The 22,583-nt window shown below is 44.0% G+C and carries 15 protein-coding genes; 5 read left to right on the forward strand and 10 right to left on the reverse strand.

Translation table 11 applies throughout. The features are described 5' to 3' along the window. Positions 1 to 200: 200 nt before the first annotated feature. Genes AC0J2X_RS15145 through AC0J2X_RS15170 form a run of 6 tightly spaced genes read right to left on the reverse strand, consistent with a single transcriptional unit; the run spans position 201 to position 7,711 of the window. A complete protein-coding gene (locus AC0J2X_RS15145) occupies positions 201 to 2,021 on the reverse strand; it encodes a BatD family protein (RefSeq protein ID WP_069943955.1) in 1,821 nt (606 codons plus the stop codon). Further along, positions 2,022 to 4,073 (reverse strand): vWA domain-containing protein, encoded by a 2,052-nt coding sequence (locus AC0J2X_RS15150; RefSeq protein ID WP_069943956.1) that lies wholly within the window; start codon positions 4,071 to 4,073, stop codon positions 2,022 to 2,024. Then, positions 4,073 to 5,149, reverse strand: a complete 1,077-nt coding sequence (locus AC0J2X_RS15155; RefSeq protein ID WP_069943957.1) for a vWA domain-containing protein — start codon at positions 5,147 to 5,149, stop codon at positions 4,073 to 4,075. Before AC0J2X_RS15155 ends, AC0J2X_RS15150 begins: the two co-directional genes overlap by 1 nt. Beyond that, positions 5,142 to 5,777, reverse strand: a complete 636-nt coding sequence (locus AC0J2X_RS15160) for a DUF4381 domain-containing protein (RefSeq protein ID WP_069943958.1) — start codon at positions 5,775 to 5,777, stop codon at positions 5,142 to 5,144. The genes AC0J2X_RS15155 and AC0J2X_RS15160 overlap by 8 nt, the downstream gene beginning before the upstream one ends. Beyond that, positions 5,777 to 6,751: a DUF58 domain-containing protein gene (locus AC0J2X_RS15165; RefSeq protein ID WP_110287762.1), complete on the reverse strand. Its 975-nt coding sequence runs from the start codon at positions 6,749 to 6,751 to the stop codon at positions 5,777 to 5,779. The genes AC0J2X_RS15160 and AC0J2X_RS15165 overlap by 1 nt, the downstream gene beginning before the upstream one ends. Before the next feature lie 3 nt (positions 6,752 to 6,754). After that, positions 6,755 to 7,711, reverse strand: coding sequence for an AAA family ATPase (locus AC0J2X_RS15170; RefSeq protein WP_014948808.1), 957 nt, complete (start codon positions 7,709 to 7,711; stop codon positions 6,755 to 6,757). Positions 7,712 to 8,140: 429 nt separating this feature from the next. Between AC0J2X_RS15170 and fadI the strand changes: the two genes are divergently transcribed. From fadI to AC0J2X_RS15185, 3 genes are all read left to right on the forward strand, one after another. Next, positions 8,141 to 9,451, forward strand: a complete 1,311-nt coding sequence (gene fadI, locus AC0J2X_RS15175; protein ID WP_014948809.1) for an acetyl-CoA C-acyltransferase FadI — start codon at positions 8,141 to 8,143, stop codon at positions 9,449 to 9,451. 19 nt (positions 9,452 to 9,470) lie between these two features. Then, complete coding sequence (gene fadJ / locus AC0J2X_RS15180) at positions 9,471 to 11,612, forward strand: fatty acid oxidation complex subunit alpha FadJ (protein WP_472996183.1); 2,142 nt, start codon at positions 9,471 to 9,473, stop codon at positions 11,610 to 11,612. Between the two features lie 207 nt (positions 11,613 to 11,819). Then, positions 11,820 to 12,017: a hypothetical protein gene (locus tag AC0J2X_RS15185; RefSeq protein WP_080760023.1), complete on the forward strand. Its 198-nt coding sequence runs from the start codon at positions 11,820 to 11,822 to the stop codon at positions 12,015 to 12,017. A 100-nt stretch (positions 12,018 to 12,117) separates the two neighbouring features. On the opposite strand, the gene AC0J2X_RS15190 is transcribed toward AC0J2X_RS15185, so the two are convergent. The 3 genes from AC0J2X_RS15190 to AC0J2X_RS15200 all read right to left on the reverse strand — a co-directional run bounded on the left by AC0J2X_RS15190 (position 12,118) and on the right by AC0J2X_RS15200 (position 20,112). Beyond that, entirely contained in the window at positions 12,118 to 12,285 is a 168-nt protein-coding gene (locus AC0J2X_RS15190; protein WP_168532690.1) for a hypothetical protein, read from the reverse strand. 300 nt (positions 12,286 to 12,585) lie between these two features. Further along, entirely contained in the window at positions 12,586 to 17,139 is a 4,554-nt protein-coding gene (locus AC0J2X_RS15195; RefSeq protein WP_472996184.1) for an EAL domain-containing protein, read from the reverse strand. 225 nt (positions 17,140 to 17,364) lie between these two features. Then, on the reverse strand, positions 17,365 to 20,112 hold the full coding sequence (locus AC0J2X_RS15200) for an insulinase family protein (protein ID WP_069943961.1): 2,748 nt from the start codon (positions 20,110 to 20,112) through the stop codon (positions 17,365 to 17,367). A gap of 171 nt (positions 20,113 to 20,283) precedes the next feature. Here AC0J2X_RS15200 and sixA point away from each other — a divergent pair, with 171 nt between their 5' ends. Together sixA and AC0J2X_RS15210 are read left to right on the forward strand one after the other, a co-directional pair. Then, positions 20,284 to 20,799, forward strand: coding sequence for a phosphohistidine phosphatase SixA (gene sixA, locus AC0J2X_RS15205; protein ID WP_014976012.1), 516 nt, complete (start codon positions 20,284 to 20,286; stop codon positions 20,797 to 20,799). 121 nt (positions 20,800 to 20,920) lie between these two features. Beyond that, complete coding sequence (locus AC0J2X_RS15210; RefSeq protein WP_014978722.1) at positions 20,921 to 21,115, forward strand: hypothetical protein; 195 nt, start codon at positions 20,921 to 20,923, stop codon at positions 21,113 to 21,115. A 37-nt stretch (positions 21,116 to 21,152) separates the two neighbouring features. On the opposite strand, the gene AC0J2X_RS15215 is transcribed toward AC0J2X_RS15210, so the two are convergent. Further along, positions 21,153 to 22,448: an HlyC/CorC family transporter gene (locus AC0J2X_RS15215; protein WP_014948817.1), complete on the reverse strand. Its 1,296-nt coding sequence runs from the start codon at positions 22,446 to 22,448 to the stop codon at positions 21,153 to 21,155. Between the last annotated feature and the right edge of the window lie 135 nt (positions 22,449 to 22,583).

A 22,583-nucleotide genomic window follows, 5' to 3' on the forward strand; every position in this document is an offset into this window, starting at 1 on the left:
TCCCCGTCGCGTTTAATTGATTATTTTTATAAGCTAAAGCTTCAAAGATTAATAAGCCTTAAAGAGGACAATAAGGCCCAAAGGCTCGACTGTTTCTCAAACGCAAACATTTCTGTTACGAAGCCCTTGCCACTGAGATTTAGCTAGTTGCAAGGGCTTTCATTACGCAAATTCTAGTGTATTGGCAAATGAAATGCGTTTTATGAAGCAGGATATAAGGCAGATAGCGTGTTATTGTTCCCTTCACTTTTTTGCTTCCATTCGCTGCGGGCAAGCTTAGCTTCATGTGAAAGTTTATCTAAAGCTTTCATGACCTGTTTAGATTGGGTGTTAGCGTCAGCTTTATTGGCTGAAAAGCGCAGTGCATAGAGCTCATTAACACTTGCGTTGATTCCTTCAAACTGCGAAAGTTGCGCTTTACCCGAAGTTAACGCGTTTATCCACTGCTTAAGAGCAGGCGTAAGTAAACGTGTGTCCTTTGCCTTTATTACTGACATTAGGTTTTGAAACTGTGCTTTTTCATCCCACTGAGCATAAGAGTGGGGGCGCTGTGCAGAACCGGTTTTGTTAGTGAGCCCAGGTCCCATAAACTGAGCCTGTTTAAGCTTTCTGTAGGTAACTAACCATCCTGTAAGCGCAATGATGAACAGCACAAGTAATGCACAAGTTACCATCCAATTAAGCTGGGTACTTTCGTCAGTACTGACGTCACCTGAAGCGCTGTCTAATGGTTTATCCTCATTGCTAGCACTAGCGTTAGGCTGTTTCGCAGTTGTCGGTATATCATTTTGAATATCTTCATTGCTTGCACTACTGATTGATGGAGTGTCTAAGCTATTCGGAGTATTGGCATTATTTGCGCCAGACGCTGGCGCTACCGTAATTGAACGGGCGGGAATAGTGGAATACTCTGTTTGCTGAGTAAGCGTATTAAACCAAGGAATAGTAATTTCAGGTAAGACAAAGTTACCAGGCTGCGTTGGAATGATCGCCAGCGACGTTTGGCGCTGTGAAATTAAGCTCTGGTCTTTTTCGACTGTCGTAGTATTAGATTGATCAGGGTACAGCTTAAAGTTTGGCGGATAAAACTCAGGAATATCAGGAAGCTGCTCTTCTACTACGCCCAATGCGGTTAGCGTAACAATACGGGTGACTGGTTCACCTGCTACAAAACTATCACCTTGTGGCCATTCTTCATCCACTCGCACCATTGCAGAAGGCAACCAAGGGTAATCTATCCCCTGAGGAATGGGCTTAATGTTCACCGTAATGTCGGGCCCAACCCGATTAATTTGCTGGGTGCGGTTGAAGAAGCCAAAACGTTGGTTAGTATTGGCAGCCATAACTTCGCCAGTGAAAATAGGGCCTCTTAGCGTAAATTCACCGGATGCTTGAGGCACAACAGCAAATTGACGCTCTATAATTTGATACCGTCTTCCATTTACTATATCTGTATACTGTTTATCTTCTCCTAGCTGGGTGATTTCCGCATTTTGCATTTCTGGCGCTTGTAGGCTGCCGCGCTCAATATTGCTAGAAAGAAACAGCTTAACCGTGTAAAGCAGCTGTTGATTTAAATAGGCCTCTTTCACGTCGATGTCAGTGGTAACAAAATAGTCTCGGGCGACATTACTTTTTTCTTGAACCGGAATAACTTTGACCTGAATAGGTTGGGTAGATTTTCCCTCAATGGTTAATGAAGGAATGGTGAACGTGCCTTCCTTACGAGGAAATAACGTAGTGGTCCAAACGGTGGTGCGCTTGGTGTCAAAATTGACGATTGAGGTTTGGCTACTTACTGATGTTCTTCCTACCACAAAGTCTTTAAGAAGAGGAGAGCTGTCGAATGCATCTCTGTCCGCGCTGCCGTCTGCGGTAACCGTTAAGCGAATGGCTTCATCCAACATAACAGGGTTTCTATCAATGGTGGCTTCCAGCGAATTTACATCGGCATAAGCCGCCGTACTTAAGAGTAGGGTTAATAAAAAAACTATACGTGTAGACTGTAATAAGGCTCTCATCTACCAATCACTCCGGTTTGAAGGCATACGTTGACGCTGACGTTTTTGTGCTTCTAATTGCATTTTTCGTTTTAGTAGGAATGCAGGGTCGTCTGGCACGCGGCGCATTAAACTCTCCATTCGCTGCAGCTCTTCTTTTTCTGCGTCGGTAAGCTCGGTTTCTTGACCTTGCATTGCCTGTGCTTCCTGCTCTGCTTGCTGTTCATCTTTTTGTGCTTGCGCGCCGTCTTGCTGCGCACCATCACCTTGGTCAGACTGCTCTTGTTCTGCATTTTGCTGCTGAGAGTCTGATGACTCGTTCTGTTTGTTTATCTCGGAATCATCAGGCTGTTGTGAGTTATCTCCGCCACTTTGCTGTTCATCGTTAGCTTGGCTTTGGTCAGACTGTTGACCCTCATTATCGTCTTGCTGACCATTCTGCTCATTTGAACCTTCCTGATTGTTCTGGTCCCCTGATTGCTGTTTGCTATTAGGGCTATCAGAGTTATCTTGGCCATTATCCTGCGAGTCACTCTGTTCGCCATCATCGCCATTTTCGTTCTGGTTTTGCTCCTGATTTTGCTGTTGCTGCTGTTTCAGCAAATCCTCGACGATCTTTTTGTTGGTTCTTGCATCGTCAAAATCGGGGGCTTCGCTTAACGCCTGATCATATTTATTAATAGCGTCTTCAAGCTTACCGAGTTTTGCCAGTGCATTGCCTTGATTGTAAAGGCTCTCGGGACCAGGAATGCTTCTGAAGGCATTTAACGCACCTTCGTAGTCACCTGATTTATAAAGTGATGATGCTTTCCACGCTTCATCATTAAACTTGTTAACGGCGTCTTTGTATTTACCTCTTTGGTAGCTGTTCAATGCTTCTTGGTTGTCATTCATAAATGGCATTTGCCACCATGAAAGTGAATCGGGTTTATTTGCCATCTCCTTTGCGCTTTCCGGTGCGTCTATGTCTTGTGACGTTCCAGCAATTTCTGAGGGTTGGGCACGTTGCAAAGCATGGGCGTTTTTAATCATAGAGGGGCTAAGTAAACCCACTAACACGATGAAAACTAACCCGCGTTTGAATGCAAAAGCGGCAAACGGAAGAAGTATAAGCAGCAAGTAAGGGCCAACTTCTTTCCACTGGTCTCCTTGTAAATTACTCTCTTCTTCGTTCTCTTCGCTGTCGCTTTTATCTAGTAGAGATACCGAGGCGAGGGCATCAATGTCGGCGTCGTTTGATGTAAAGGATTCAAAGCGTCCGCCGCTGGTTTTAACCACGCCTTTCACTGCGCCTTCGTTTAACTTGGGTATAACTATGCTGCCAGTGAAGTCCTTTAAGAGCTCGCCGCTTTGCTGGCGAATAGGCGCGCCTTCAGACGTTCCAACGGTAAGTGCATTTACTGTAAAAGGAATAGAGGCCACATACTCTTGAAGTTCTTGTTGTTGTTCTAACTCTATACCGTCAGTAATCCAGTAGATCATGCCTGAGTTATATCCGGCATTCGTGAGAAGCTCAGACGCACTCTCTATGCCTAGGAGTGGGTCGCTGCCCGGCACGGGCATAATTTCCGGTGAAAGACTTGGGATAAGGGTTGTAATATTTCCTGCGTCTTCGGTTAAAGGGCTAATGACAAACGCATCGCCAGCGTAAGCAACCAAGCCCATTTCACCTTCACCAATAGCGTTGACTAGGTCTATCGCTTTATATTTAGCGCGCGTTAGCCTGTCTGGCGTCATATCGGTAGCGCGCATTGAAAGCGACATATCTATGACAATAACGTGTCCCATTTTTAACTGGTATACCGGCTGCGGCAGGCGCTCCCACGTTGGGCCAGCGAGTGCTATCACACTTATAATCCACACAAAAGCAAGCATCCACATTGGAGGTTTTGCGCCCATTTCGTTTTTTCCAATCACCATGTATTGATATAGGTGAGAAGGGATCACAGATTGCCAGCCAGATTGCTTAGCCGTGGTTTTTCTAATTAAAAACACAAGCAGCATCAGGGGAACGAGCGCGATAAACCATTCGGGGCGTAAAAAATGAAATTGGTTTAAGAAGTCGAATTCCATTACTTCGTCTCCCTATTTGTTTGAGCTGCTTGTATAGAATCAGCTGAGTTCGGGTGTGGCTGGGACGAGTTAATTCGTCTTTGTGCGAACCAACGAAATGTTGATAAAAGAACCGTCAAGAATGCCCATAGTGCTGACAGTAATATTGCCGCACCAAGGGGATAGTAAAACAGTGCGCTCAATGGACGCATCTTACGCGTTTCACCTTCAATAGGCTCAAGCGCATCAAGTTGTTGATAAATAGCTTGAAGTTCCTGGGCGTTTCGAGCCCTAAAATATTGGCCGCCAGTGCTAGTCGCAATGTCGGTTAACATGCCTTCATCAAGTTCTTGCGATGGGTTTATTTGTCGGCTGCCGAAAAAGCTCTGGATCAGCATTTTATCTGCGCCCACACCTATAGTGTATACCTTCACACCCTTACTAATTGCCAACTCTTTCGCCTGTTCGGGTGTAATATTCCCTGCAGTATTTTGCCCATCGGTAAGAAGAATTAACACGTTATTAGACTCTTCCCGTTCGTCAAAGCGCTTCACCGCTAAACCTATCGCATCGCCAATGGCCGTCTGTTCGCCAACCAACCCAATGACAGCTTCACTCAGAAGTGTGGAAACGGTATCTCTGTCATAGGTAAGCGGCGCTTGAACGTACGCGGTATCGGCAAATAAGATAAGGCCAATTCTGTCGCCAACGCGACGCTGAATAAAGTCATAAACCACCGACTTAGTCATGGTTAAACGGTTAACTTGTCGGCCATTAAGCTGCATGTCATCTATCTTCATACTGCCAGATAAATCCACCGCTAACATCATTTCTCGACCTTCATTCGGTATGCTGACAGGCTCTCCTAACCATTGAGGGCGCGCGGCAGCCGTCACTAGCAGCAGCCATATCAAGCTACTTACCAACAGCGGTATTTTGGTTTGTTTCAACTGGATTTGCTCTGACACATCGCCAGGTCGTAAACTTGGTACCCGCAATGCAGCCATGGGCATGTCTTGTGCTTTTTTAGAAAGCAGGCGTACGATAATAGGCAAGGGGAGTACGAAAAAGACCCACCACCAAGCAAAATTAAGCATGATGCGGCTCCTTGGTTTGCTTATCATGAGCGCTACCATCGTTTAGACCGCCATCATTCACACCGCCGTAAGCCCCCTTGTTTTTTGGCAGTTTGGCTTTTAAAAGCCAGTTTTTTACTGCCCCTTTGCAGGTTTCAAAATCACTAGGGCTGGGGGTGGCTTGATAAACATTACTTACTAACAAACCTAAATCACTTTCAAGTTTGCTATCACTACTTTTCAATGCAGAGGTTAAGAACGCTTGCCACTGTTTACCGTATAACCCGGCTACTTGCTGAGTTGGGTAATAGCTCATAGCCGTGCGTTTTAGAATTGAGTTTAACGCCACGGGCCAATTACTTTGTTGTGCTGAAATCGATTCAAGCAAGGCTAAAGCTTGCTTACGCGCCTTGTTGTGACGTATGTGAGCAGTGATAGCTTTATACAGGCAAAATAGGGCAAGTAAAAACACTGCGATAGCGACCCACCAACCCCAATCTAATGGCCAAACGTTGACCTCTGTAGGTACGTGTATATCGCGCAGCTGAGCAAGTGGGTCTTGCTGCTGAGGTGGCACTGGCATTTGATTAGCCGATGTCGTTTGAGCTGAACTGGATAAAAGGCTTGATAAAAGATTGTTGCTCTGCATTAATTAAGCTCCAACCGTTGTTCTTGCTGCATACTTTGAAGCTGTTCGTCTAGGGGAAGACCCGCTGAAACACTGAATCGAGCGATATTGTTTTTGCGCAAGGTGCTATAAATCGCGCTGTTGTGTTCGCTGCGCCATTTTTGATAGTGCTGCTGCTCGGTATTGTCGCCTAACACCCAACGTTGTTGGTTTCGACCATCAGAAACGCTGACGGTTTGTAATGAACTGGTTTGCGGCAAAGCGTGTTCTATTGGATCGTTAATCACGATAGCCCTCACTTCACAGTGTCGAGTTAAGTGACTTAAGTGTTGAATAGCTTGGGTACTTAAATGCTGAAAGTCTGACACGAGATAAACCAGGCTCCCCGGCCTTGCTAGTCGCCTTGCCCTAGCACACGCATCGGCAAAAGCTTGTTCGTCTTTGTCTTTGTCCGGCTCAGATTGCGCGCTCTGTTCGTGCAATGCCATAAGTTCATGACACACGTGCAACACGGCTTTTTTGCGTGTTAGTGGTTTAATTTCTTTGTGCTGTTGCTGATTAAATACTAGCGCGCCTACCTTATCGCCGCGAGCGGCAGCAGACCAGCTAATTAATGAAGATACATGAGCGGCTTGCACCGCTTTAGTAAGCAGCTGCGTGCCAAATGCCATTGAAGGTAGGTAGTCACAGAATAGAAAAACCGGGCGCTCTCGCTCTTCCCGATACACTTTAGTGTGAGTTTTACCCGTGCGCGCAGTAACGCGCCAATCAATAGCGCGAATATCATCACCGGGCTGATAATGCCGGGCCTCATCAAACTCCATGCCTCGGCCTTTGTGCTTGGTGAGATAACTTCCAGCGAGTTTAGCTTGTGGCATACGTTTAGGCGCCAAACTAAACAGCTTAGCTAACTGCTGGTAGCGTAATAATTCTGCTGTAGACAACGAGACGCCATTACTTTGCAGCTTGTTTAGCTGCGCTTGTACATTCACCATAGCTTAAGGGACTGCGACAGTTGCAACAATCTTATCAAGTACGTCGTTAATCGTTACGCCTTCAGCCTCGGCTTGATATGACAGAATAATACGGTGGCGAAGCACGTTGTGAACCACAGCTTGAATATCATCAGGTCCAACAAAATCTCTGCCGCTAAGCCATGCGTGAGCGCGTGCACAGCGATCTAGACTGATGGTTGCTCGAGGGCTTGTTCCCATCGCTATCCACTGGCCTAATTCCGCGTCAAAATTTGCAGGCTGACGTGTGGCCATAATCAATTGAACTAAATACTGTTCTAACTCAGGCGCCATATACAAAGACAACGCTTCTTTACGCGACGTAAAAATATCGTCTTGAGTTAGCGTTGGTGGCGTAACGGGTGGCTCAGAGAGAGCCTCACCTCGCGTTAAGCGCAATATTTCCAATTCTGTCTCAGCGCCAGGATAATCGATGTCCACGTGCATCAAGAATCGGTCTAGCTGTGCTTCAGGTAATGGATAAGTTCCTTCCTGCTCTAGCGGGTTTTGCGTCGCCATTACTAAAAATAGCGGAGGAAGAGGGTAGGTTTTACTGCCTACCGTAATCTGACGTTCGGCCATGGCTTCGAGCAGGGCCGACTGCACTTTTGCAGGTGCACGGTTGATTTCGTCGGCTAGCACTAGGTTATGAAAAAGCGGCCCTTTTTGAAAAACAAACTCGCCAGTCTCGGGGCGGTATATGTCTGTCCCAGTTAAGTCGGCAGGCAAAAGGTCTGGGGTAAATTGTACGCGATGAAAGTCGCCGTCAATACCATTAGCAAGTGCATTGATTGCGCGTGTTTTTGCAAGCCCTGGAGGACCTTCTACCAGAAGGTGGCCGTCGGCCAAAAGAGCGATTAGAAGGCTTTTGGTTAACGCATGCTGACCGATAATCTGTTGGTCTAAATAAGCGTGTAACTGTTGAAATTGCGCTGCTGCCATAATGCAAAATTTCCGTTTGAGTTCTCGTTATCAGGAAGTGTCATTTGAACGATAGATTTATTAAATATCTTATAAAGTGATCGCTTAGCTAAAAAGTAAATTACATATTAATTTAGATAGCTCTAGCCCGTCACAATGACACAAAACAGACTTTCATTTCCATATAAGGTTCATTCTATCTTTCTTCAAGTCGTCAAACAGTAATAAAAATGCGATATGCGGTTGGATGCAAAGCAAACTTTTTAAATTTCGATAGCATAAAACGGTCAAAATTTGTAAACAGGGCAAACTTTAGTTTCATTTATGTTGCCCTTAACCCTGCATTATTTGCTATTTTGTTCATTGTTTGTAAAAATCGGGTTTATTACAGGTCAGACCACTTTGGGGCGATAAGCTCAAACGGAAGTCGGTCATTAATTTAGGTGCATTATGGCAACAAAACAATCAGTTACTACCCGAGAGGGTGATCGCATCGCCATTGTCGCGGGGTTGCGTACTCCGTTTGCGAAAATGGCTACATATTTCCACGGTGTTCCGGCTGTTGATCTAGGTAAAATGGTCGTAAACGAACTTCTCGTTCGCCATGGTGTTCAAAAAGAGTGGGTTGACCAGGTTGTCTACGGTCAAGTAGTACAAATGCCTGAAGCGCCTAACATTGCGCGCGAAATCGTGCTTGGCACGGGCATGAATATTCATACCGACGCTTACAGCGTATCTCGCGCATGTGCGACGAGCTTCCAGTCAACGGTAAACATCGCAGAAAGCATGATGGCTGGTACGGTACAGGTAGGCATTGCTGGTGGTGCTGATTCAACGTCGGTATCACCTATTGGGGTTTCTAAGAATCTTGCGCGTGCGCTGGTTGATTTACAGAAAACCAAGACCCTTGGCCAAAAGCTAAACATCTTCAAGCGTTTAAGCTTAAAAGACCTAGCGCCTGTTCCTCCTGCGGTAGCAGAGTACTCTACCGGTTTGTCGATGGGACAGACAGCAGAGCAAATGGCGAAAACGCATCAAATTTCTCGTGAAGAACAAGACAAACTTGCACATCGCTCGCACAGTCTAGCTGCTGAAAGCTGGGAAGCAGGCAAGCTGTCTAGCGAAGTGATGACCGCTTATGCTGAACCGTATAAAGGTGCGCTTGAGCGCGATAACAACGTACGTTTCGATTCTAAGCTTGAAGGCTACGCGAAACTTCGCCCAGTATTCGATAAAAAGTACGGCTCGGTAACTGCGGCAAACGCTACACCGCTTACTGACGGTGCTTCTGCAGTGCTTATGATGACAGAAAGCCGAGCGAAAGAGCTAGGTTATACGCCGCTTGGTTACATTAAGAGCTACGCGTTCTCGGCAATCGACGTGTGGGAAGACATGCTAATGGGGCCGTCGTACGCGACACCTATTGCGCTAGACCGCGCAGGCATGACGCTAAACGACTTAACGCTAATCGAAATGCACGAAGCGTTCGCAGCGCAGACCTTGGCAAACGTTAAAATGTTTGCAAGTGACAAGTTCGCCAAAGAGAAACTCGGCCGCGACAAAGCGACGGGCGAAATTGACATGGACAAGTTCAACGTGATGGGTAGTTCAATTGCCTACGGTCACCCTTTTGCCGCAACCGGTACACGTATGATTACGCAAATGCTTAACGAACTAAATCGCCGTGGCGGTGGTACAGGCCTTCTTACTGCATGTGCTGCGGGTGGTCTTGGTGCCGCAATGATTGTGGAGACAGAATAATATGAGTCAGGAACAAGAAATGACAAATGAAGTTCAGCCAACATCAGGCGCATTTACGTTAACCAAGCAAGATAATGGCGTTGCTATTCTTAGCATGGACGTACCTGGCGAGAGCATGAATACGCTTAAAGCTGAGTTTGGCGATGAGATATCTGCCATGCTTGATGATATTGAACGCGACAGCAGCATCAAAGGTGTGGTGTTAACAAGCGGCAAGCCAAGCTCATTCGTAGCAGGTGCCGATATCACCATGCTAGCAGCGTGTAAAACTGCGGAAGACGCCACAACTATCGCCGCTGGCGGCCAAGCTATTTTCGATAGAATCGAGAACATGAAGGTTACTTTCGTTGCGGCTATCCATGGCCCAGCGCTAGGTGGTGGTTTAGAGCTTGCGCTTGCATGTCACTATCGCGTATGTACCGATTCACCTAGTACTCAGGTAGGTCTACCGGAAGTGCAGCTTGGCTTGTTGCCAGGCAGCGGTGGTACTCAGCGCCTTCCTCGCCTAATTGGCATTCAGCAAGCGATGAAAATGATGCTTACTGGGTCTCCTGCACGCGCTAAGCAAGCTAAAAAGTACGGTATTGTAGATGATGTGGTACCTCACAGTGTTTTGTTGAAGGTAGCTGAACAGTTTGCGCTTAAACGCAAACCAGAAAGGGAAGCGCCGCAAAAGAGTGTGATGGACAAAGTGTTAGAGAAGACCGGCCCGGGCCGTAACATGATGTTCAAAAAAGCGCGCGAAGCGACATTTGCCAAAACCAAAGGTAATTATCCAGCGCCAAGTTACATTATTGATGTAATTGAAACGGGCATGAACGAAGGGATGAAAGCGGGGCTTAAAGCCGAAGCTGAAGCCTTTGGTAAGCTTGTTATGACGCCGGAATCTTTCCAGTTACGTCAGATTTTCTTCGCTACGACAGAAATGAAGAAAGAAAACGGCGTTGAAGGTGTTAAACCTGAAAAAATGAAGAAAGTCGGTGTGCTTGGCGGTGGTTTAATGGGTGGTGGTATCGCCTATGTAACGTCGACCAAAGCCGGTGTACCTGTCCGTATCAAAGATGTGCGTGCTGAAGGCATTGCCAATGCAATGAAATATAGCTATGACATCTTAAATAAAAAAGTGAAGAAGCGTTTCATGCGCAATAGTGAAATGCAGAAACAGTTAGCGCTTCTTACCGGTACGCTAGATTATAGCGGCTACCAAGATGCTGATATCGTGGTTGAGGCGGTTTTCGAAGATCTAGACCTTAAGCAGAAAATGGTGGCGGATATTGAAGAGAACTGCAAAGAAAGCACGATCTTCGCGTCTAATACGTCGTCTATTCCAATTACACAAATTGCAGCTAAAGCAGCACGTCCTGAAAACGTGATTGGTCTGCATTACTTCTCTCCAGTAGACAAAATGCCTTTGGCCGAAGTAATTGCTCACGATAAAACGTCTGACCAAGTCATTTCATCGACGGTTGAATTTGCTAAAAAGCAAGGCAAAACACCGGTTGTTGTTAAAGACGGTGCGGGTTTCTACGTAAACCGTATTTTGGCACCTTACATGAATGAAGCGGCAAACCTTATTCTTGACGGTGAGCCTATTGAGCATATCGATAAATCGTTGGTTAAGTTTGGCTTCCCTGTAGGTCCTGTGAAGCTACTTGATGAAGTGGGCATTGACGTTGGCACCAAGATCATCCCATTTCTTGTAGAGGCATTCGGCGAGCGCTTCACTGCGCCAAGTGCTTTCGATAAAGTACTTGCAGACGGCAGAAAGGGTAAGAAAAACCAAAAAGGGTTTTATTCTTATGAAGGCAAAAAACCAGGTAAAGAAGTGGACGAGTCAATCTACGAACTACTGGGTCTTTCACCTTCTGCAAAGTTAAGCGAAAAAGAAGTTGCTGAACGCTGTGTATTAATGATGCTTAACGAGGCGGCACGCTGTTTGGATGAGGGCGTTATCCGCAGTGCCCGTGACGGCGATATCGGTGCTATCTTCGGTATTGGTTTCCCTCCATTCTTAGGCGGCCCGTTCCGCTATATGGATACACTGGGAATTAAACACGTTGTTGCTCGTTTAAACCATTATGCTACTGCTGTAGGTGATAAATTTGCACCTGCTGAAGTGTTAGTAAAAATGGCAGAAAACGATCAAAAGTTTTACATCTAAGTTTATAAAATGTTAAAAGCCGGGCATTGCCCGGTTTTTTTATGTCTAATGGGTATTTTTGCTGGTTTATTGTTCTATTTTGGGTAGAATTCCTGCGGTTAAAAAATGAACGTGTCAAATTGTTGGCGTCAATTATCAGTAAGTTAAATTGAATAATTGATGGGGAAAAGTAATCCCACGTAATTAGGTCAAATAGGCGGAGGCAGTGTGATTTCACTCGTAGTATTAAGCGTTATCTTTTCTCTATATTTTTATGTAGAAGCGTTTAAATGGGGAATGAGCGCGAAAAAGTGGGCGATAGCGGGTTTTGTGTTAGGTCCAGTCTTACTGCCTATGTTTTCCATCTCTCGCCATATACATTGGCGAAATGCAGTAGGGTTTAATAACCTTTATATTTCTGCGTAGTCTTTCCTAGCGGTCTGCTGAAATAAGTAAGTGTGGCGTAAAATACAGGTATAAAAAAAGAGAGCGTTGCTCTCTTTTTTTGGAAATTCTAAGGTATCTCTTAAAGACCAATACCGTAACCGCCACCACCCGTCTTAGGGCGAACTGTTTGTGGTTGAGTTACTGTCTCTTTTTGCGACTCAGGAGCTTGTTTAGCGCCTTCTTGCTTGTCGGCAGCAACTGGGGTAGCGGTAGAAAGTACTAGTGCAACTGCGTACTCTTTTAACATGTTAATTTCCTCTGATTATTTTGAACGAACAAACAAAACCGATTTTTTATATTTGTCATCGGTATCTAATACTTAGCTAAATGTGTGCCAAAAATAATATTTTTTAAAATATCCAATATAATCAGTCGGTTAGCTTTTCGTTTTAATGCGGAGGATTGTCGATGTTCACAAGCGCCATTTTAATGGCACTAAAGTCTAATAAACTAAGGTTGAATAGGCATGACTTTGCCTAAAGCTGCAATGAGCGGCATTAGGCAGGGGAAAGCACGCGCCCTATACGCAAGTAAAAGGTAAGGGCTATTAAAAGTTAGAGTGGCCAAGCAGCGTATGAAGCTTTTGATTCTCGGTGAGAAGCTTCTCGAAGCGCTCTGCATTTAATGGTCGGCTGTATAAGAAGCCTTGCAACATCTCACAATCGTAGCGACGTAAAATATCTAGCTGAGCTTCTTCTTCAACGCCTTCCGCTACAACTTTTAAGCCTAAATTGTGGGCGATATTTATAATGGCAGCCGCCATATGACGATCTACATTACTTTTTGCAATATCGTCAATAAATGCTTTGTCAATTTTTAGCGTGTTTAGCGGGAATCGCTTTAAGTAGGCTAGGGACGAGTAACCTGTACCGAAATCGTCTAGCGCTAGGTGAATACCTCTTTCGCGAAGGCGAGTCATCATTTGAAGGCCGTTTTCAGGACTTTCCATTAGCGTACCTTCAGTTATTTCGCACTTTAAATGTAGTGGTGACAAACCGATATCGCTTAAAATCTTGTTTATTCTGTCGTCTAAGTCAGGTAATTCGAACTGCTTCGCAGATATATTCACAGCTACACGACCACTAAACAAACCTTGGTTTACCCAGCGTTTGGTATCTGCACAAGCCTTTCTTAGCACTTGTTCACCAATTTCTATAATCTGGCCTGTTTGCTCTGCCAGAGGGATAAATTGCCCAGGGCTTACTATGCCCTTTTGGGGGTGCTCAAAGCGCACCAAAGCTTCCATGCTAACTAGCTTACCTGAGGCTATATCTACTTTCGGCTGGTAGTAAACCGTAAACAAGTCATCTTTAATACCTTGTCTTATAAGGTTTTCAATTTGCAGTTGCCTAACGGCGTTTTGATTCATCTCTCCGCTAAAGAACTGATAGCTGTTACCGCCATTGTTTTTAGCGAAATACATGGCTGTGTCGGCGTTTTTCAGCATTTCTTGGGGAGAAGTGCCGTCGTCAGGGAAGAATGCGATTCCAATACTGGCACCCAATACAAACTCTTGCTTATTAATGATAAAGGGGCGAGATAATGTGTCTAATAGGTTCTGTGCGTAATGCGTTACCGTGTGGATATCGGCATTGTCTTCCATTAACACACTAAATTCATCACCACCTAAACGATAGCAGGTCGCACTCTTACCCGTAATTCTCTGTAAGCGCTTTGCTATTTGTTTAATTAATATATCGCCCGTTTGGTGGCCTAAAGAATCGTTTATTTTCTTAAAGTTATCCATATCTAAACAGAGCAGAGTATGTTGTGCTCCTTTCCGCACCAAGTTCTGGTGGCTAGCTTGGAAGAACGAACGATTCGGAAGCTCTGTGAGCGGGTCAGTATTAGCTAGTTTCAATAGTTCTTTTTCAGTACTTTTTCTTGACGTGATATCACTAAATACGCCTACAAAATGGCTTATTTTTCCGTCATCGTCATGGACGGCGTCTATATTTAATTCCATTTCATAGCGCTCGCCGTTCACTCGCACACTTTCTACTTCACCTGACCAGTTACCTTTTGCTTTTAGCGTTTTCTTAATTTCTTCGGTAAACGCGTCTGGATATAGATGGAAGTGCATATAGCTTGCTAACGCTTGATCGCGGGTCTCGCCGGTGTAACCGCAATATGCATTGTTTACACTTATGAATTTAAATTGGGTATTAGTTATGAATACACCTTCAGAAATATTCTCAATTGAACGCTTAAATAGATTCAGCTGCTCTTCAGCTTCTTTTAAGTGATGAATATTCTTAAGCGTACCAGTCATTCGTACCGGCTGAGCATTGTGGTCTCTTTCAACCACTTTTCCGCGGTCAAGTATCCAAATCCACTGATTCTTAAATGTCTTTGCGCGGTATGCAAGCTCGTAGAAGTCGCTATTACCTTCAAGATGGTCTCTTAGGGCAGTTTTAACACGGTTTACGTCGTTAGGATGAATGTTTGCATCGTAAGCGCCTGTAGTGCGTATATCATCTTGTGGAAAATCAAGTGTGCCCCACGTATTTGCACGGTAAACTTGGCCTCTGTATACGTCCCAGTCCCACAGCTCATCTCCAGAACTCCATAGCGTCAGTTTAAGGCGTTCTTCGGACTCTTTAATGGCAAGCTGGTTTGCCTTCCTTATCTGATATTGGCGAACGATGAATGCAAAAATAGCGAATGCGACAATACAATAAAAAACAATAGCAACAGTATGAAGCCAAGGTGGTCTTGCGATTTGAACTGAAAGATTTCTGCTGTCAGACCACAACCTTCCTGGCGCTTTTGCTTGTACCTCGAAAACGTAGTTTCCAAAGCTTATATTATTAAATTGAGCAACTCTGTCGTCTCCATTATCAATCCAGTTGTCGTCAAAACCGATTAACCGATATCGGTAAACCACGTGTTGCGGGTAAACAGAGTTGAGTAAATTGAAAGATATGCTGAATCTAGACTCATTGTAATCTAGCGCAATCGACTTTTTAGTTCCTATATTTTGTGCCGATGAGAAATAACTTGTTTCGCCACTGCTTTCCCTCTGAATTACATTTGACCTATTGTTAGATACCCCAAAAACTTTTAATTCAGAAAGCTCTGGGATAAGTGTTTTCGTCAAATCATCTTTTGAGCTAGTTTTCTTACTCGTTATTATGTTGTAACCAGTCATCCCACCAAAATAGATAGTTTTTTCTGAGGATGCGAAAGCTGAGCTCTCGCCTAAAGAATTGTAGTTAAGCTCTGAATTTGGAACCGAACTTACTTCTTCAAGTTCGGGAAGTTTGATTTGGTGAACTCCCGTAGTATCTGCATACCAAATACTGTTATCGATACCTACGGATGATATTATTAGCCCAGAGTTTTCTGTACGAACTTGCCTTTTGACAAATTCAAGAGAATGCTTGTCGACCTGCAAAATTCCTTTCGAGCGAGTAGTTAACCAGTATGAGTCTGGTGTTTCGTAAACGCCGTAAACGAGTGAATCGAAACCATTGCTCTGATCTAAGTTTTTGATCAACTCCCTGTTCTTCAGCGAGTATATACTTACACCTGACTCGCTTCTCAGCCAAAGTCGATTATCATTATCTTTATAGATCGGAACTAAACGAGATGAGTCTATCTCTATTTTTATTGGCTCAACGGATGCTTTAGACGAATCATAACCAAGAGATAGTTTTACCGGTCCCTGTGTATCCTCCCAGATCCAAACTTCGTCCCCTTTGGTATAGAGAAAATCGATAAATAACCCTTCGAACACATGATCTATTAATTGAAGCTTTCCTTCCACCTGCCTCAAAACATAGATGCCATTAGAGGATGCAACCCAGAATGTACCTTTGGTATCTATTTCAACATCCCAGTAAGTTATTGAGTTCGCAAAATCAGAGAAGGTTTCTGAGAACTTTACTTCTCCGCTAGAGCTATTAATAACGCCAAGTCCTCTTTGTTGAGAAACAACATATATGTCGTTGGCGGAGTCTTCTGCAAATCCCCATATTGAGGAGTAGTCATCCTCGGATAAGTTCGAAGAATTAAAAACAGATTTATACCTAGTTGTAGCGTAGTCTGGGTGATACCTAAATGCACCGCTCTTTATTGTCGTAACCCAGATACCACCGACTCTATCTGTTACTAGGTTCATGATTGTTGCTGTAGGCAAGCCTGTCAGCTCTTGATTGTCGTGATCAAGGTAGATGACCCTCGGCTGGAAGCTGCCATTTATCTCTGACGTTGCTGCATCACTAAATATGAATAGGCCTGCTTGAGTGCCAATCCAGATGTCGTCATCTTTCTCATAGATTGTTAGGGTATTAAGCGCTTCATCAGACTTAGAAGTGAATGCGTCTTTAAAATGTTGAAGTATTTTACCCGAAGCAGTTATGACATAGATGCCCTCATTGGTTGCAAGCCAATAGTTACCGTTGATTACTTTGATGTCGTGAAGAGAACGAACATCCAAGTTGATTCCCCATGGATTTACTTTTGTTGCGGAATAAAGTGACTCGTCAGCCTTGTCTATAAGCGAAAGCCCAAACTCATTTGAACCTAACCAGGTGCGGTTCGCTTCATCATAAATGACCTTTATAAAACTCTGGTCTTTGTGTATCTGTTTTACAACCTCAATTTGATGACTCTCTTTCGATAACTTGTAAAGAAACTTCAGATCAGCGAATAGAATGTCACCATCGTACGATTCTCCGATGCCAGTAATAAAATCAACTTTAATTACACTATTTTCTCTATTGAAAACTTTGAAGTTGTCGCTTTCAGGTTGATACTTGGCAAGACCTGCTTGTGTTCCCACCCATAACTCGCCATGAGAATCTAAGAATAGATTTTGAGTATAGCCGGACGGAAGTGAATTGTGGTCAACATCTGAAGGGTGGTATTGCTTCACCTCATAACCAGAATAGCGATTTAAACCATTGGAGGTCGCGATCCAAATATATCCTTTATTGTCTTCAACGATATCCAATACCGCAGTGTCAGAGAGTCCTTGCTGTTTATTTAGCTCATTGAAATGAAGATCAGAAACCTCTATCGCCTTTGCAGAAGAAAAAAGAATTCCTGACAAAGCCAACAAAAGAAGAGAAATTGAATAAATTAGGGTTGAGCGCACCTACACACCTTTGGCATACGCCATTTATTATTTTTTTATTTCACTGGCGGCATCCCTAACAGCCAGAATAATAAATATGCCGAATTAACTAAGCCTCTACAAGGACTTTTTAGTAATAACAAGAATGATGGTTTACTTATTAACCAACCTTGTCTGCGAATACCACTGGGTATCGGCAGATTGATTAAAATCTTAACGACCGTGGCACGTGCCTATCATGCAGCTTTAGTAGTAAGGAATTTCTTTTTTGAATTCAGAAATACTGTTAATCGTTCGTTTTTCCTGCGTGGGAATACTCTCAAATTTTCCTCGAGAGAACAGCACCAATTCCCCGCAGCGCTCTCGTTTAGCGAGTTGATGCGCGAAGTCTTGAATCTCTTCGAAACTCAAGCCTTTGATTCTTTCAGCAAGCTTTGCATTTCTATTAAACTCTAAATCTTGCGTACCCAAACTTACCCATAAACGCTGTGACTTCATCGAAAGAGTAAGGTCTCTCTCTTCTAACTGCTTAATAAGGTTTTGTTGGATAGTTGGCCAATAAAAACGATAGAACTCTATTTCATTGAGTTGCTGGAATAAAAAGGCGGTCATTGCATCTAGCAACTGCTTTGGACTGCATTGCGGGCTTTGTATATAGAATGCCATTCCGGGGTGTTGATTATGTGGCACATAGCCTGTACCGACTATGTATCCCAATTGCTGTTCTGTTCTTAACGAATTGAAGAACGGTGCTGCCAGCATCTGTTCAAGAACCATGCATAATGCGGTGTCGGTGAGGCTAGGAGAAGGTGCTTGTAAATAAAGTACGACCGCTGAGTCATCGTGATTACACAACACTTCGTGATAAAGAGTGCCGCCCACAGGCAGCTTAGATACCGCACGAGAAAGAGGAGCTCCCCCTGCATTTTTACAATGGCTATGAAGCGATGTCGAAAACGCCTTTGCTTCTTCGCTTGCCCAGTTGCCATGCATAAATGCCTCTACAAAATAATGCTCAAAGGCTGCACTGCGACAGCCTAGCATCTCGTTATAAGAGATGTTTTCTATCACGTCTAATAATTCAACTGGCGCTTGCGTGTTGCGTTGAATAAGAACACTTAAACGAGAGAATAAACGGTTAGTCGGCTTATTTAACAGTGAATTATGAAGGCTTTGAATTTGAAGTGCTTTGTGATGTTCAAAGGCTCTTTCGTCAGGAATAAAACCGAGAACGGCGTCAAGAAGTTGACTTGCTAATAATGTCTGCTGATTCGTAAAACCACGGGTGTGTAGGGTAAATCCAGCTTGATGCCCATAAATCCGATAGTGAAGTCCTGCTATTTCAGCTCGGTAGTATTTAGCTTGGAGATGATCGTTAAGTGCGCCGAGCCAAATTCGCTTGGCCGCAACAGAGGTCAAAGAGTCTGAAAACTGAGCTGCGTCGAAAGAGATATAAATATCGCCTTTGGGGCTATGGAATTGTTGGTCCTGAGCGAACCAAAACCGATAGCCACCATTATCTACCAACCTATTTGGAACATTAAACCCCGTTTCAGGGAGGATAAGCGTGTATTCGCTCGCCAAATAAGGGTTGGGTGGGGGAAGACACAATTCTGGGATTTTCTTTGCGCTTTCAAGTGAATGTATTAGCGCATCGTCGATGTCTTCAACGCTATATTCAGCCTCATAAAATGCGCAAACCTGAGTGGTTTTAACATCTTTTGATATAACCTTTAAACGAAGGTTCTTGGGCGTGAAAAAAGATAATGCATGCTCAATTATGCTTCTGTCATAACTACCAATAGTAGAGCGAAGTCTATTTAATTCGTCAGGTTCGAATATAAATTGATGCTGTGCATACTCAGTTATGATCCCAAGCGGCTTCACATTTTCTTCGTACTCTAAGGCCAGCGCGTTTAGCTGCGACTTTTCGTGAAAGCGCCACTCTTCAGTCGATGCTTCTCTAATTAATTCGATGTAGCTAAATAGTGCCTCTAACACCTGCGCTTTGTGTTTAAGGCCTTCCTGGGTAAGCTGAAAGCTCACGTTAAAATCTTTAAATTTATCGCCTTCTATTCCAGAGCCCGCTATCAGGTTTAACGCCCAATCTTTTTCTTTTAAATAGGCAAGTAGGCTTCCTTCACCTTCGTCACCAATCAAATGGCTGATGTAGTTCAGCGGTTTGGTTTTGTAGTCGTTCTGTAAAGCGGGGAGGGCAAATGTCACTATCATACGTCTAGCAGATTGCAGCGGATGAATGTTGATTTGAATGCCCAGTTCATTTTCTGTGTAAAGCGAAGGCCAGTCGTCAGAGGCTAACTGTCCACTTGGCAATGTCCCAAAACACTGATTCACTAACGCCTCTAGTTGACGTATTGGCATAGGACTGGCTATACACAAGCGCATATTAAGCGCACAGTAATACGATTGGTGCAGTGACTTCAGGCGACGTTTAAGCTCTGTACATTCGTGTTGAGAAAAGGTATCGCAATTGCCTACAGAAAATTTTGCAAAAGGATGCTCTGGATTACATGTCTCTTTATGAATTTGATAAAGGCGGCGAAGGTCGTCTTTTTTCTTAAACTCAAATTCAGCATGAATGTTCTTTATTTCGTTGGTTAGTGCGTCTTCTTCAAATAAGGGTTGCCTAAGCATATCTGCAAATGCAGGCAATGTTTGCGCAATAGCGTCACCGCTGCAATTGAAATGGTAATTTGTGTACTCGGTACCTGTCCACGCATTGATTGTGCCGCCGTGTTGCTCAATGAATCCATTTATAGCATTGGGTTTGGGCAAATGACGGCTACCCATAAAAAGCATGTGTTCAAGAAGGTGGGCTAACCCTTGGCAATCGTTTGGGTCATAAAAGTGTCCGGCTCTTACCGCCATTGAAACAAAAGATTCACTTGCTTCTGGCGTGTGACATAACATGGCACGCAACCCATTAGGTAAAGTAACGTGATGTGCGTTTTCTAAATTTATGGTGTTGTTCACATTGTCTCGTTTTTGGTCAAGAGCACCTTACTGCTGGAGCGTCTATAAAGAGAAACTTCACAAAACGTTAAATAATGTACGAAAATTCTCACTATTCGCGGTTTAGCGCTAGGCGTAGTATCAGCTCTCTGATATCGTTAGCATACTTTCATTAATACTATGCGCAATGTTATGTCAGGTCAAAGTAGCAACGACGACATTTATCTTTTCATTATGCGTCACGGTGAAGCAGAAGCGCCCAGACTCGATGATAAAAGCAGGCAACTTACACCATTAGGTAGAGAGCAAGCCAAAACAGCAGCTTTATGGTTAAAAGATCAGTATTGCCAGAAAGGCATTGTGGACTTAGCGCTTGTGAGCCCTTATCGTCGAGCCAAACAGACCCATGATATGGTATCGCTTGATATCATTGCGAACAAAGTTGAAAATAATGAAGATATCGTTCCGGAAGGCTCGCCAAGACTGGTGAGTGATTATATTGATGGACTTCTTCACGCCGCGGTCAATTCCAAAAAACCAATCAAAAAACTTCTTGTTGTTAGTCACATGCCGCTAGTTAGCTATCTCGTTGATGAACTGTGCCAGTCTTACACCACAAGTTTGTTTTCTACGGCCTCAATTGCTGTTATCAAGTATTCTTTAAAAGAGCACAAAGGCACGCTGGTAACGCATTATCAAGGACTGTAAACGCCTTGCTCCTTCTTAGCGATTAATTTCGGAAATTGAACAATTAATCGTTAAGTATATTCCCACATGGTCGATAGACTCTTTGAGAGTGTCAAAGTTTATTCTATTGAAGGGTTGGGAAATGGACAGCAAATCTATTCCTGAGCTCCTTAAACGTTCATTGCAATCGCATATGGCGGAGGCTGATTTACGTGAAGATAAGGAGACGCAGGATATTATTGCCAAATTATCTGAATTGTCAGATAAGGTCGCTGCTGCGAAAGCTAGAGCGCTGGCAAATAGAGCACAGCGTCTAGCTGACGAATCAAAAGGTTAGCTGATAAGGCCGAAAGGCAGGTTAACCACCAAAACGCTTAGTGGTCGTTATTCGACTCTTTAGGTGCAACATAGTATTCCGGCATGATTCTGACGGTTTTTATCATGCTTTCTGAAATGTCTACAATTTCTAACGGATAACCCGCCAAACGCACGCTTACTTTGTTCTCAGGAATATCTTCAAGATACTCAAGTAATAAACCATTAAGGGTTTTAGGGCCTTCCGTAGGCAGGTTCCAATCCATTTCTCTGTTCAATTCCCGGACGTTGGCACTACCATCAACCAATACTGAACCATCCTGTTGTACGTGTGCTTCTTTACTGTGGTCTGGAACCATACTGGTGGTAAAGTCACCGATAATCTCTTCAAGAATATCTTCAAGAGTGACTAGACCCATAATGTCTCCATACTCATCAACAACCAAAGCAATGCGCTCTTTTTCCGCTTGAAACTTATACATCAGCGTGTGCAGCGGGGTAGATTCAGGCGTGTAGTAAATCTCACGAACAGCGCGAAGCAAGCTTGATTTAGTAAACTGGTCTTTTGATAGTAGGCGCAGGGCGTCACGCACATGCACAAAGCCTACCGCATCGTCGACACTGTCTCGGTATAATAAAACACGGGTATGTTGAGCATGGGTTAACGCTTTTTGAATTTTCTTCCAATCGTCGTTAATGTCGATAGCAAAAATTTCAGCACGTGGCACCATGATATCTTCGGCCGTTACACTTTCTAAGTCCAAAATACTCACCAACATATCTTGGTGTCGCTTAGGGATCATGGCACCAGCTTCAAAAACCACGGTTCTTAACTCTTCTCGACTTAACGAGTCGTCACTTCCACTTGCAGGACTAATTCTTAGCAAAGCTAGAATGCCGTTTGTTATACCGTTAATCGCTGCCACAAAAGGGTACAGCAAGGTAAGCAGTGGAAGCAGAATAATGGAGCTCGGAAATGCCACTTTTTCTGGATACAGCGCAGCCAGTGTTTTCGGCGTTACTTCTGCAAAAATAAGTAGGACCAGCGTTAAGCCAAAGGTAGCAGCAAACAGCCCCCAGTAGTCACCGAATAAACGAATACAAAGTATGGTTGCAAGCGAGGATGCTGCAATATTCACTAAGTTGTTTCCGATGAGAATAAGGCCGATAAGGCGATCAGGTCGTTCTAGAAGTTTAGCAACACGTATAGCTGAGCGGTTGCCTTCTCCTTGCAAATGCTTGAGTCGATAACGATTAATCGACATCATGCCAGTTTCTGAACTAGAGAAATACGCAGATAGTAATATGAGTACGCCGAGCGCGATAAACAGCGTACTCGTTGATATGTCGTCCAATTAATGGGTTCCTGTCTTAACTTAGGCTTCAAATGTATTGATTTGAGGTGCGAGTTTCAAGGGAAAATTGTTGATATGCCCCTAATTAACTAGATAACACCAAAAAGTGACAAGCGCCGCCGAGCCGCCTAAAAA

The organism is Alteromonas sp. R7 (assembly GCF_055755235.1).